Source organism: Candidatus Eisenbacteria bacterium, from assembly GCA_020847735.1.
GTDB lineage: Bacteria > Eisenbacteria > RBG-16-71-46 > RBG-16-71-46 > RBG-16-71-46 > CAIXRL01.
This window is the reverse complement of the sequence record JADLBL010000017.1, coordinates 13,895-27,544: the sequence shown is the minus strand read 5'-3', so window position 1 is coordinate 27,544 and position 13,650 is coordinate 13,895. Positions and strand designations below refer to the sequence as shown.

The window sequence follows — 13,650 nt, the reverse complement described above, 5'->3', positions numbered from 1 at the left end:
GCCTGCGGGTTCCGCAGCCGCGCGCGCTTCCGCATCGCGATCTACTTCCACTGCGGCGGACTCGACCTCTACCCCGCCTGCGCGTGGTCAGGCGCATGATTCCAGCCACACCATTCTCGGAAGCCCCTTTAGTTGAAGGCTCCGGGCGGCGTCCTGCTTGCAGCCCGATTCCCCCGGCAAGCCCCCGCAGTTTCCAGCGACGCTTCGACAGACGAATCACCCCGGGAGACTTCTCCATGCTCCGCAGCCTTGCCCTCGCCGCCGGGCGCGCCGCCGCTGCCGCCCTTCTCGCGCTCGTCGTCGCATTGCCGGCCCCGGCCCGCGCCCAGGCGCCCGTCGTGCCAGGCGCCGCGCCGCCGCTGGAAGTCCAGCGCCGTGAGTTCAAGAACCTCCACCGCCTGATGATCCTGAAGAAGGCCCGTGCGAAGATCGTGGCGGGCCGCGAGCGCGCGAAGCTCGAGAAGCTCGCCGCGCGCGGCAACAAGGCCGCGAAGCGCAAGCTGGCCGGCATCCGCGCGCAGCGCCCGACTCTCGACGAAGCCGAACTGCCCGCCGGCGTCGGCACGCCCGCGCGGCCCGCCCTTCCGACGGGCGCGCAGGCCACGACCTCGATCCCGCTCAACGTGCGCACCAACAACCCGGCCGGGGACGCCGCCAACGCCGGGCAGTGCGAGGAGTCCATCGCGGCGCTCGGCGACAACGTGCTCGTCGCCTGGAACGACGGCCAGGGCTTCACGAGCGGCGGCGACACGCAGGGCTACGGCTGGTCGAGCGACGGCGGCGTGACGTTCACCGACGGCGGCGACATTCCTCATCCGCCCGCCTACCCGGCCTGGGAATGGACGAGCGACCCGGTCGTCGCGGTCAACGAGAAGACCGGCGAGTTCTGGTACTGCGGCCTCGCCAACCCGAACGCCTCGAACAACGCCATCGGCGTCGCGCGCGGGCGCTTCACGGGCGGCGTGTTCGCGTTCGACAGCGTGTTCGTCGTGCGCTCGGCCTCGAACGCCAGCTTCTTCCTCGACAAGCAGTGGATCGCCGTGGACTCGCTCACCGGCAACGTCTACGTGACCAACACGACGTTCACCGTGACGGGCGACCAGATCGATTTCTACCGCTCGACCGACGGCGGACGCACGTTCTCGGCCGCGCTGACGCTGTCCTCGGCGTTCGACGAGGGCTGGGTGCAGGGCTCGCGCCCGGCGGTCGGTCCGAACGGCGAGGTGGACGTGGTGTGGTCGGCGATCGGCCAGATCAACGACAACGACTACATGCGCTTCCGCCGCTCGACGGACGGCGGCGTCTCGTTCGGCACCCAGTCGGACGCCGCCGCCTTCATCTCGAACTACACGACCGGCGCCCCGGCCTTCAACCGTGAACGCGGACTGTCGTTCCCCTCGATCGCCGTGGACCGCACCAGCGGTGCCCATCGCGGGCGCGTGTACGTGACCTGGAACGAGTCCTGGGACTGGCTCGACGACTCCTTCACCGCCCTCGGCGCCAGGTCGGAGTCGGATGTCGCGGGCAACAACACCTCGAACAACACGACGGCGACGGCCAACGCCTTCACGGTGGGCAACATCCTGCGCGGCAACCTGCAGACCACCTCGAGCGTGACGGACCAGGACTACTTCTCGGTGTCGCTCAACGCCGGGGAGCGGTTCCTCGCGTGGGCCGACTCCTTCACGACGAGTCGCGCGTTCACGCTCCGGCTCTTCGCCCCCAACCCCGACGGTTCGCAGCGCCTGTGCTACACGGGCAAGACCGACAGCACCGCGGCCCAGACCAGCTCGGTGTTCGCCTACACGGCCCCGACCAGCGGAACCTATTTCGTGCGCATCGCCGGCATCTCGCGCCGGCAGATGTTCTACCGCATCCGCACCGCGTTCGGCGCCACCGCCTCCGAACGAGGCCGCGATCAGCGCGACGCGTTCACGGCCTGGTCGGACGACGGCTCGACCTGGTCCACCCCGACGAGGATGAACGACGACGCGGTCGGCTTCGACAACTGGCTTCCCGAGGTGGGCGTCGGCGGCGACGGCATGCCCTACGGCATGTGGTTCGACCACCGCGACGACACCTACGGCTCGCGCGCCCACATCTACCTGACGCGCTCGGCCGACGGCGGCGCGACCTGGGCCGCGAACCAGCGGGTGACGAGCGTCCAGCTCAACTTCACCACGGCGCCGGTCAACATCGCCCCGAACGAGGGCGACTACAGCCACATCACCGCGAGCGCGACGCGCATTCATCCCACCTGGGCGGACGCGCGCGCCTCGAACCCGAGCGTGGACGTGTTCACGACCGCGGTGCTCACGACCAGCTCGATCAGCTCGTGCCCGAACGACACGACGGTGGACGCCGACGCGGCGACCACCGCCGGCTGGACGCTGGCCAACGACAGCCCGCTGTTCGCGGGGACTTACGGCGTTTCGCTCTCGAGCACGCGCGCCTGGCCGGTCAGCGGCACGCCGACGATCGCGATCCCGGCGGAGGGTTCGGCGTTCTACACCGCGAACGTGACGGTGCCGGACACGGCCGCGGCCGGCGTCAACACGATCTGCCTGACGCTCACGACGCCGGGCGGCGTGGTGGTGGGCGAGTGCTGCTACAACGTCACGGTCAACGCGGGCAACACGGGCGTGCTCGAGCACCTGAGCGGCCTGGCGCTCGCACCCGCGTGGCCGAACCCGGCGCGCGGCAGCGCCCGCATCGCGTTCTCGCTGCCGAATCCGGGCCGCGTGAAGCTGAGCGTCTACGACCTCGCCGGCGCCCGCGTGCGCACGCTGGTGGACGGCGATCGCTCCTCGGGCGCGCAGTCGGTCTTCTGGGACGGCCGCGACACCGGCGGCAGCCCGGTCCGCGCGGGCTCCTACTTCGTCCGCCTCGAGTTCGCCGGCCGCAGCCTGACCCGGCGCCTGGTGATGACCCGCTAGCTCCGGCCGCACGCCGCTTCCCCCCGCGGGCCGCGCTCCCCCCGAGCGCGGCCCGCCGGCTTTCCGGCGGTCGCGGTGGTGGGCGGGCGTCGCCAGTCGCAGCTGACTCGTACCACCGGGGCCCCGGCGGCGGGCGGGTGGACAGGTCGCGTATGGGCGGACGCTCACCTCGGACATCCTGTCCTCGGCTCGCTAGGCGCTCGGGGCGCTTCGCCATCCCTGGCTCCCGCGCCCCTCGCGACTCCGCCCATACGCGACCTGTCCACCCGCCCACCGCCTGCGCTCCGAAGGGCGCAAATCCGCTGGTCCCATCACGCGCCCTCTCCAAGCCCTGCGGGCCGGGGAGCGCGTGAATCGGGGGAGTCTGGCGACGCGCGGGAGCCAGGGCCGGCGGAGCGCGTCGCCAGCCTAGCGAAGCGGAGGCCAGGGATGGCCGAAGCGCAGCGTCCCCCGATTCACGCGCTCCCCGGCCCGCAGGGCGACCGTCGCGAGCCAAGCGCGGGCCCGCGACCCGCAGGGCGACCGTCGCGAGCCAGGCGCGGCTCCGGCCACGCGGGGCGACCGTCGCGAGCCAGGCCGCGGGCCCGGCCTCGCGAGGCCCGCTCGGAGAAAAGTCGAGAAAGTTCTTGCGCCTCCCCGCCGACAAGTGATTTTATGCATCACTCGGAATAGTTATGCAGACGCCCAACGGAGGCCCCGTGGCCACGCCGAACCGCTCGCAGCGCCTGACGCTCATCGGCAAGCTCCTCGAGGCGCGCCGCTTCTCCAGTCAGGAGGAGCTGGCCGGCGCCCTGTCGCGCGCCGGTGTCGAGGTCACGCAGGCCACGCTGTCGCGCGACCTGCGCAGCCTCGGCGTCGCCAAGCGCGCCGCCAGCGGACAGGCCTGGTACGAGCTGCCCACGCCCGCCGTCGAAGCGCTCGACCACCGCCGGCAGATGCTCGACCTCAAGGTGTTCGTCAACGAGACGCGCCTCGCGCAGAACCTCGCCGTCGTCGTCACCCCGCCCGGCCACGCCAGCGCCGTCGCGCGCGCCGTGGACCTGCTCGAGTTCGAGGGCCTCGTCGGCTCCGTCGCCGGCGACGACACCGTGCTCTGCATCCTGGCCGACAAGTCCACCGCCCGCCGGTTCAAGCGTCATCTCGACGCCCTCGCCGGCCGAACCGGAGGTACCCAGTGACCGCTCCCGTCCTGCCCGCGCTCTCGACCGCTCCCGCGAACGGCGTCGCCCGCCGCAACGCGCGCGTCGCCGTGCTCGGGGCCAGCGGCTACTCGGGGCAGGAGTTCGTGCGGCTCTCGATCGCCCACGACGGCATCGCCGTCGGCGCGCTCGTCTCGCGCGAGCACGCCGGCCGGCCCGCCGCCGAGCTCATGCCCGGCCTCGACTCGCGGCTCGCGAAGCTGCCCGATCCGGTGCAGCCCCAGGCGCTGCCCGCGCTGTTCGAGGAAGGCGCCTTCGACACCCTCGTCGCCTGCCTGCCGCACGGCGCGTTCCGCGCCTTCGCCGCCGAGCACGCCGACTGGCTCGCGCGCGTGCCGCGCGTCGTGGACCTGTCGCAGGACCACCGCGACGGCGTCGAGGGCTACGTGTACGGCCTGCCCGAGGCGTTCCGCGACTCGCTCGCCGGCGCCAGCCGCATCGCCAATCCCGGCTGCTACCCGACCGCCGCCACGCTCGCGCTGCTGCCCGCGCTCGAACTCGGCTGGCTCGCCGGCACCGCCTGCATCACCGCCCTCTCGGGCGTGAGCGGCGCCGGCCGCAAGGCGGCGCTCGGCACCTCGTTCGTCGAGCTCGACGGCGGCGCCGCCATCTACCGCGCCGGCGAGGTGCACGCGCACGTGCCCGAGATGACGCGCAACTTCGCGCGTCTCTCGTCGCGCCCGACCGCCGTCTCGTTCGTGCCCCAGCTCGCGCCCATGGCGCGCGGCATCCTGCTCACCGCCATGGCCCCGCTCGCGCGACCGCTCGCGCCCGAGGACGCGCACGCCGCCTACGCGCACCGCTACCGGGACGAGACCTTCGTGCGCGTGCTGCCGCCCGGCTCGTGGCCCGAGACGCGCGCGGTCAAGAACTCGAACCGCTGCGACCTCGCGGTCACGACCGTCCATGGCGGGCGCACGCTGCTCGCGACCACCGCGATCGACAACCTGGTCAAGGGCGCGGCCGGCCAGGCGATTCAGAACCTGAACCTGCTGCTCGGCTGGCCCGAGGGCTGGGGCCTGCCCGTTCACGGAAGCCCCTGGTGACGGGCGCTCCCGCGACGGGCCGCGGCGTCACGCCGCCGCTGGTCCTCAAGCTCGGCGGCCGCGCGCTCGAGACCCCGGGCGCCGCGGCCGAGTTCGCCGGCGCGCTCGCCGCGCTCGGCCGGCCGGCCGTGCTCGTGCACGGCGGCGGCGCCGAGGTGACGCAGTGGTGCCTCAAGCTCGGGCTCGAGACGCGTTTCGCCGACGGCCTGCGCGTCACCGACGCGGCCACCCTCGAGGTCGCAGCGGCCGTGCTCGCCGGGCTCGCCAACAAGCGGCTCGTCGCGGCGCTGCGCGAGCGCGGCGTGGACGCGGTCGGGCTCGCGGCGCTCGACGGCGGCACGCTCGCCGTGCGGCCGCACGCGCGCGCCTCGTCGCTCGGCGCCGTCGGCGAGGTCGCGGGCGCCGATCCCTCGCTGCTCGAATCGCTGCTCGCGGCCGGCCGCACCCCGGTGCTCGCCAGCCTGGGCGCGTACCGCGGCGCGCTGCTCAACGTGAACGCCGACGACGCGGCCGCCGCGCTCGCCGCCGCGCTCGGCGCCTGCGATCTGCTGCTGCTCTCCGACGCCCCGGGCCTCGAGCTCGATGGCGCCGTCGTGCGCGAGCTGCCCGCCGCCGCCATCGCGCGCGCGCTCGCGCGGCCCGAGGTCGGAGGCGGCATGCGGCCCAAGCTGCGGGCCGCCGCCGCCGCGCTCGCGGCCGGCGTCGGCCGTGCCCACATCGCCTGCTGGAACGGACCCGAGACGCTCGCCGCCCTGCTCGGCGGAACCGGCGCGGGCACCACGCTGGTCGCCACCCCGGAGGCCTCCCATGCCTGACGCCGCCCTGCTGAACGCTATGCCCATCGCGCCCGGCTTCGCCGTGGACGAGGTCGCGTCGCACGCACCCGTCTACCCGCTGCCGCGTCTCGAGCTGGCCTCGGGCCGCGGCGCGCGCGTCACCGACACCGCCGGCCGCACCTATCTCGACTTCGTCAGCGGCATCGCCGTCAACGCGTTCGGGCACGCGCCCGAAGGGCTCGCGTCCGTCGTCGCGGCGCAGCTCGCGACGCTCGGCCAGGTCTCGAACCTGTTCGCCAACGGCCCGGCCGTCTCGCTCGCGCGCGAGCTGACGGCGGCGACCGGCTACGATCGCGCGTTCTTCTGCAACTCGGGCGCCGAAGGCGTCGAGGCCGCGCTCAAGTTCGCGCGCGCGCGCGCGAAAGCGCGCGGATTGCGGGGCCGCGACATCGTCGCCTTCAAGGGCGGCTTTCACGGGCGCACCGGCTTCGCGCTCTCGGCCACGCACACGCCGGCCTATCGCGAGCCGTTCCAGCCGCTCGTGCCCGGGGTGCGTTTCGCGGACTTCAACGACGCGCCGGCGCTCGACGCGATCCTCGACGAGGACGTCTGCGCGGTGATCGTCGAGGTCGTTCAGGGCGAAAGCGGCGCGGTTCCGGCCTCGCGGGAGTTCCTGTCCGCGCTCAGGACGCGGACCTCCGAGCGCGGCATCGCCCTCGTCCTCGACGAGGTGCAGACCGGCATGGGCCGCACCGGCAGGCTCCTCGCGCAGGAACACTTCGGAGTGCGCGGCGAGTACACCGTCGTCAGCAAGGCGCTCGGCGCGGGCCTTCCCATCGGCGCGGTCCTGATGACCGCGGACGCGGCGGCGGCGCTCTCCCCCGGCATGCACGGCTGCACGTTCGGCGGCAACCCGGTGTGCGCGACCGCGGCGCGCTGGTCGCTGGCGAAGGTGACCGCGCCCGGATTCCTCGAGACCGTCCGCGAACGGGCGGCGGAGCTCGAGCGCGGCCTCGCGGAACTCGCCGCGAAGCAGCCGGCGGTGCGCGAATCGCGCGGGCTCGGGCTGCTGCGCGCCGTGGACCTGGACCCCGGCGCCGGCTTCGGCGCCCCGCAACTGCTCGCCGCGGCGCGCGAGCAGGGACTGCTGCTCGTCCGCGGCGGCGAGCGTGCGGTGCGGCTGCTGCCGCCACTCAACGTCACGCACGACGAGATCGCCGAAGCCCTCGGCGCGCTCGATCGCGCGCTCACCGCCCTGCGGGCGGCCGTCACGAAGGGAGACGCGAAGTGAACACCCACGGCCCCTCGCGCGTGAAGAAGGCGGTCCTCGCCTATTCCGGCGGACTCGACACCAGCATCATCGTGCCGTGGCTCAAGGAGAGCTACGGCTGCGAGGTCGTCTGCTACTGCTCGAACGTCGGACAGGGCGGGCTCGAGCTGGACGGGCTCGAAGCCAAGGCGCGCCAGATCGGCGCCGACGACGTGCGGGTCGAGGACCTGCGCGAGACGTTCCTGTCCGACTACGTGTTCCCGATGCTGCGCGCGGCCGCGACGTACGAGGGCCGCTACCTGCTCGGCACCTCGATCGCCCGCCCGCTCATCGCCTCGCGGCAGGTGGCCTGCGCGCACGCGGTGGGCGCCGACGCGCTCGCGCACGGCTGCACGGGCAAGGGCAACGACCAGGTGCGCTTCGAGCTCGCCTACATGGCGCTCGCTCCCGAACTGCACGTCATCGCGCCGTGGCGCGAGTGGGACATCGTCTCGCGCGAGGACGCCATGGACTACGCGGCGGCCCGCGGAATCCCGCTGGCCCAGAAGAAGTCCGACCTGTTCTCGCGCGACGCCAACCTCTGGCACCTCTCGCACGAGGGCGGTCCGCTCGAGGATCCGACGCAGGCCCCGCCCGAATCCATGTACCGCCTGACCGCGGCTCCCGCCGACCGGCCCGCGGCCGCCGAGGTCGTCCGCATCGGCTTCGAACGCGGCCGGCCGGTGTCGCTGAACGGCCGGACGCCCGGCGCCGTCGCGCTCGTCGAGCAGCTCAACGCCCTCGCCGGCCGGCACGGCGTCGGCCGCGTGGACATCGTCGAGAGCCGGCTCGTGGGCATGAAGTCGCGCGGCGTGTACGAGACGCCCGCCGGCACGGTGCTCCACGAAGCGCTCGAGGACCTGTGCCGGCTGACGCTGCCGCACGACGTGCTGCGCACGCGCGCCGAGCTGTCGCAGCGCTACGCCGACCTCGTCTACAACGGCCAGTGGTTCACGCCGCTGCGGCACGCGCTGCAGGCCTTCTTCGACGCCACCACCGAGGACGCCACCGGCGAGGTCGCGGTCGAGCTCCACCAGGGCCGCGCCGCCGTGTGCGGTCGCACCAGCCCGAACACGCTCTACCGGCCCGACCTCGCGTCGTTCGACATGACCGGCTACCAGCCGAAGCACGCCGAAGGCTTCATCCGGCTCTTCGGCCTTCCGGGCGCGACCGGCGCGCGGCGCGGCGGCGGGTCCGCGACGCGCCGGCCCGCCGAAGTGCTCGCGAATGACTGACGCGCGGCCCGCCGTGTGGGCCGGCCGCCTCGCGGCCGGGCTCGACCCGCGCGCGAAGCGGCTCAACGACTCGCTGCCCGTGGACCGCGTCCTGTGGCCCGAGGAGCTGGCGCTGACGCGCGCCTACGCCGCGACGCTCGCCGAGTGCGGCGTGCTCTCGGCCGCCGAATGCGGCGCGCTGGTCACGGCCGCCGACGATCTCGAGAGCGGCCTCGCCTCGGGCTCGGAGCCGCTCTCCGGAGAGGACGTTCACTCCGCCGTCGAGGCGGGGCTGGAAGCCCGCTGCGGGGAACCCGCGCGCCGCCTGCACACCGGGCGCAGCCGCAACGACCAGGTCGCGACGCTCCTGCGCATGCGCGTGATGGCGCTCGCCGAGCAGGCGGTCGAGGACCTGCGCCAGCTCGAGCGCGCGCTGGTGGCGCAGGCGCACGCCGCGGGCGGACTCGCGTGCGCCGCCCACACGCACCTGCAGCCCGCGCAGCCCATCCTGCTCGCGCACTTCTGGCTCGCGCACGTCGCCGCCTTCGAGCGCGACGAGGAGCGCTTCGCCGCCGCGCGCGAGGCCGCCGACCGCATGCCGCTCGGCTCGGGAGCGGTCGCGGGCACGCCGCTGCGCTACGACCGCTACGCGCTGGCGCAGCGGCTCGGGTTCTCGCGGCTCGCCACCAACAGCCTCGACGCCGTGGGCGACCGGGACTTCGCGCTCGAATACCTGAACGCCGCGGCGCTGCTGGGGCTGCACCTCTCGCGCCTCGCCGAGGATCTGGTGCTCGCCTGCTCGCCCGGCTTCGGCTGGTTCGCCGCGCCCGACGGCTTCAGCACCGGGTCGAGCCTGCTGCCGCAGAAGCGCAACCCCGACCTCTTCGAGCTGGCGCGCGGCAAGTCGGCGCGCTTCCTCGCCAACGCGCAGCGCCTCGCGGTGCTCCTGAAAGGCCTGCCGAGCGCGTACCAGAAGGACCTGCAGGAGGACAAGGAAGCGGTCTTCGACACGGCCGCCCACCTCGATTCGCTGCTCGAGGCGCTCACGCCCGCCGTCGCCGCGCTGCGGCCCATTCCCGAGCGGCTCGCCGCGGGCCTGACGCCCGACCTGCTCGCGGTCGAGCTGGCGGACGCGCTCGTCGAGGACGGCGTGCCGTTCCGCGACGCGCACCGCGCGGTGGGTCAGCTCTGGGCCGCTGCCGAGGCCCGGGGCGCCGGGCCGGCGGAGCTTCCGCCCGCCGATCGCCTCGCGATCCATCCCGGCTTCACCGACGAGCGCCTCGGCTCGCTGTCGGTCGAAGCGGCGCTCGCGCGCCGCTCGCACGCCCCGGGCGCCGGAGCCGGTTCGGTCGCGGAGCAGCTCGCGCACGCCGACGCCCGCCTCGGACTCGGGCCCGGCGAGGCCCTGCCGGCCACCACCGACACCACACCGCACGTCCGCGCGCCGCATCCCCCGACGTCTTCAGCCCCCCGGCACGAAGACGTGCGGCGCGTGGACGGTGTGGTGATCCGCCGCGCGGGCGTGGACGACGTGCCCGGGATCGCCGCGGTCATGGCGGACTACGTCGCGCAGGGCGTGCTGCTGCCGCGTCCGGTGAGCGAGCTGTTCCAGTGCGTGCGCGAGTTCTGGGTCGCCGAGGACGGCGGCGCCGTGATCGCCACGGCGGCGCTGCGGCTGTTGTGGCGCGATCTCGGCGAAGTGCGCTCGCTCGCGGTCCGGCCCGACGCGCACGGCCGGGGCCTGGGCGCCGCGCTCGTCGAGGCCGTGGTCGGCGACGCCCGTTCGCTCGGCCTGCCGCGCGTCATCGCGCTCACCCGCGAGGTCGAGTTCTTCACGCGCAACGGCTTCGTCGTCGTGCCGCGCGAGACGCTGCCTCGCAAGGTCTGGACCGACTGCATGAAGTGCCCGCGCCGCCATGCGTGCGACGAGGTCGCCGTCGCGCTCGACCTCGTGCCCGGCGCCTCGGAGGAGGCCGCGAGGGCCGCACGCGCCTACTCGTTGCCCATGCCGCAGGCCGCCCCGACCGAGGGCGGGCTTCCCATCATCTCGTGACGACCCGACCCGGAGGCGAAGCCGAAGTGAAGAACGCTCCTTTCCATCTGGTGGACCTGCTCGGGCTCGAGCGCGGCTGGGTGCTGGAACGGTTCACCGAGGCCGACCGGCTGCGCGCGCTGCGCGGCACGCCGAAGGCGCCGCGGCCGCTCGCGGGCCGGACCGCGGCGCTCGTCTTCCACAAGCCGTCGCTGCGCACGCGCGTCTCGTTCACGGTCGGCATGCACGAGCTGGGCGGAGACGCCGTGGACCTCGGGGCCGTCGAAGTGAGCGAGCACGGCCGCGAGAGCGTGCCCGACGTCGCGCACGTCCTTTCGGGCATGGTGGACCTGGTCGTCGTGCGCACGTTCTCGCACTCGCTCGTCCGCAAGCTCGCGGCGCACTCGGGCGTGCCGGTGGTCAACGCGCTCACCGACCATTCGCACCCCTGCCAGATCCTCGCCGACCTGTACACGCTCTGGCGCGCCGGACGCGACCTCGACTCGATCCAGGTCGCGTGGGTCGGCGACGGCAACAACGTGCTGCACTCGTGGCTCGAGGCCGCGACGATCTTCGGCTTCGGCCTGCGCGTCGCGGTGCCCGACGGCTTCGAGCCCGACGCGGGCCTGTTCCTCGAGGCCGAGCGGCGCAGCGGCGGACGCGTCCGGCGCGTGCGCGACCCGCGCGAGGCCGCGCGCGGCGCCGACGTGATCTACACCGACACCTGGACCAGCATGGGCCAGGAGGAGGAGGCGCAGTGGCGCAACATCGCGTTCGCCGGCTACACCGTGGACGAATCGCTCATGGCGCTCACGAACGACGACGCCGTCTTCATGCACTGCCTGCCCGCGCACCGCGGCGAAGAGGTGACCGACGGGGTGATTGACGGGCCGCGCAGCATCGTGATCGAGGAAGCCGAAAACCGCCTGCACCTGCAGAAGGCGCTGATGGTCGCGCTGGTGGCGGCGGCGGGAGGGCGCCGTGCCCGGGGCAGGGCGACCGTGGGCGTTCCCGCCGGCGTCTGATCGCCCGCGCGGCCGGCGCGCGGGCGACCGGCGGGCGCGACGTCCTGTGCTAACTTTCCCCGCCATGAACTCCCGCACCCTGCCGGTCCGGCTCGCGCCCGTCGCGGCCGCCCTCCTCATCGCCGCCGCCGCCCTCGTGGCGGGCGAGCCGCGCGCCCAGGGTCTGGCCGCGATTCCCGCCCGGCCCGACACGCTCGGGCGGCTCTCGCCGGCGCGCATGCTCGCCGACAGCGCGCGCCGTCCGGTGACCCTTCCGCCGCGGCCGGTCGTTCCGCCGCCCAGGCCGGTCGCGCCCGACACCAGCAACGGTCCGGCCGTGCCCGCCGACATCCCCGGCTTCTGGCGCACGCGCGCCGAGCGCACGGCGTGGAAGCAGACCGCCGACTACGACGAGACGATGCGCTACTGCCGCCAGCTCGAGGGCGGCTCGCGCTGGATCAAGGTCGTCACCTACGGCACCAGCGGCCAGGGCCGCGACCTGCCGCTCGTCGTCGTCTCGCGCGACCGCGCCTTCACGCCCGACGCCGCGCACGCGACCGGCAAGCCCATCCTGCTGATCGTCAACGGCATCCACTCGGGCGAGATCGAGGGCAAGGACGCCTCGCTCGCGCTGGTTCGCGACATGGCCGTGCTGCGCACGCGCGAGAACCTGCTCGACTCGTGCATCGTGCTCGTGCTTCCCATCCTGTCGGTGGACGCGCACGAGCGGAGCTCGAAGTACAACCGCATCAACCAGAACGGTCCCGAGGAGATGGGCTGGCGGTTCACGCCCATCGGCCTCAACCTCAACCGCGACTGGATGAAGACCGAGTCGCCCGAGATGACGGCGCTGCTCGCCAACGTCTACACGAAGTGGTGGCCGGACCTGATGTTCGACGACCACACGACCGACGGCGCCGACTACCGGCACGACCTCAGCTACGGGTTCCAGAACGGTGGCGGCGTCGCGCCCTCGCTGACCCGCTGGTACGAGCAGGCGTTCGAGGGCCGGGTGCTGCCCAGGCTCGCCGCGCTCGGCCACCTGCCCGCGCCCTACCTCAGCTTCCGCCGCGGGGCCGATCCCCTCAGCGGCATTGACTTCGGCTGGATGCCGCCGCGGTTCTCGAACGCCTACACGCCGCTGCAGTGCCGCGCCTCGATCCTCGTCGAGACGCACATGCTCAAGCCCTACGGCGTGCGGGTGAAGGCGACCTACGACCTGCTCGCCAGCACGCTCGAGGACATCCGCGAGCATCCGGGCGAGCTGCGCGCCGCCGTGCGCGCCGCCGAGGACGGCATGGTCGCGCTGGCGCGCCGCCGCGGCCCGCTCGTGCTGTCGTCGCGGACGACCGACCGGGCGACGCCCTTCGACTTCAAGGGCGTCGTGACGAAGTGGGAGCCGAGCGACATCACCGGCGGGCTCGTGCCGCGCTACACGAGCGCGCCGTGGGACACGATCATCCCGCTCTATCGCGAGACCGTGCCCGAGCTGACGGTCCAGGTGCCCGCCGGCTACCTCGTGCCCCGCGAGTGGAGCGACGCGATCGACGTGCTGCAGACGCAGGGGGTCGCGATGCGCCGCCTGCGGCGCGCCTTCAGCGACACCGTCGAGGTCCAGCACGTGCTCGAGTGGTCCGAGGACGCCCGCAGCTTCGAAGGCCACCACATGACGAGTGCGAAGCAGGTGCGGCTCGAGCGCCGGCTGCGCTCGTTCCGCGCCGGCGACGTGTGGGTGCCGGCCGATCAGCGCTCGGGGGCGCTGGTCGTCAACCTGTGCGAGGCCCAGGCGCCCGACGGATTTCTGGCCTGGAACTTCTTCGACACGGTGTTCGAGCGGAAGGAGTACGGCGAGGACTACGTCGTCGAGCCGCTGGCGAAGCGGATGCTCGCGCAGGACCCGGCGCTGGCGCGCGAGTTCGCGGCGAAGCTCGCCGCCGACTCGTCGTTCGCGAAAAGCCCGTGGGCGCGCGTGGATTTCTTCTACCGCCGCTCGCCGTGGGCCGACCCGGAGCAGGATCTGAGCCCGATCGTCCGGGCACTCCGGCCCGTGCCGGAGAGCGCGCTCGAGCCGCCCGCGGGCAACGCCCCCGAGCCGGCCCTCGGACCGCGGCGCTGAGGTCGCGGACCGCGTCGT

General features: G+C 73.7%; 9 protein-coding genes. All 9 read left to right on the top strand.

The window, feature by feature from the left end; translation table 11 throughout:
* Positions 1-236 precede the first annotated feature (236 nt).
* Entirely contained in the window at positions 237-2,936 is a 2,700-nt protein-coding gene (locus IT347_07925; protein MCC6349502.1) for a T9SS type A sorting domain-containing protein, read from the top strand.
* Positions 2,937-3,634: 698 nt separating this feature from the next.
* Positions 3,635-4,114, top strand: a complete 480-nt coding sequence (locus IT347_07920) for a hypothetical protein (GenBank protein ID MCC6349501.1) — start codon at positions 3,635-3,637, stop codon at positions 4,112-4,114.
* Complete coding sequence (gene argC / locus IT347_07915; GenBank protein MCC6349500.1) at positions 4,111-5,181, top strand: N-acetyl-gamma-glutamyl-phosphate reductase; 1,071 nt, start codon at positions 4,111-4,113, stop codon at positions 5,179-5,181. The genes IT347_07920 and argC overlap by 4 nt, the downstream gene beginning before the upstream one ends.
* Positions 5,178-5,996 (top strand): acetylglutamate kinase, encoded by an 819-nt coding sequence (argB, locus tag IT347_07910; protein MCC6349499.1) that lies wholly within the window; start codon positions 5,178-5,180, stop codon positions 5,994-5,996. The genes argC and argB overlap by 4 nt, the downstream gene beginning before the upstream one ends.
* The gene (locus tag IT347_07905; protein MCC6349498.1) at positions 5,989-7,248 is read left to right on the top strand and encodes an aspartate aminotransferase family protein; all 1,260 of its coding nucleotides are present in this window, start codon (positions 5,989-5,991) and stop codon (positions 7,246-7,248) included. Before argB ends, IT347_07905 begins: the two co-directional genes overlap by 8 nt.
* 20 nt (positions 7,249-7,268) lie before the next feature.
* Entirely contained in the window at positions 7,269-8,501 is a 1,233-nt protein-coding gene (locus IT347_07900) for an argininosuccinate synthase (protein MCC6349497.1), read from the top strand.
* Complete coding sequence (argH, locus tag IT347_07895) at positions 8,494-10,533, top strand: argininosuccinate lyase (GenBank protein ID MCC6349496.1); 2,040 nt, start codon at positions 8,494-8,496, stop codon at positions 10,531-10,533. Before IT347_07900 ends, argH begins: the two co-directional genes overlap by 8 nt.
* A gap of 26 nt (positions 10,534-10,559) precedes the next feature.
* Positions 10,560-11,537: an ornithine carbamoyltransferase gene (gene argF, locus IT347_07890; GenBank protein ID MCC6349495.1), complete on the top strand. Its 978-nt coding sequence runs from the start codon at positions 10,560-10,562 to the stop codon at positions 11,535-11,537.
* A gap of 64 nt (positions 11,538-11,601) precedes the next feature.
* Complete coding sequence (locus IT347_07885) at positions 11,602-13,632, top strand: M14 family metallopeptidase (protein ID MCC6349494.1); 2,031 nt, start codon at positions 11,602-11,604, stop codon at positions 13,630-13,632.
* The last annotated feature ends 18 nt before the right edge of the window (positions 13,633-13,650 follow it).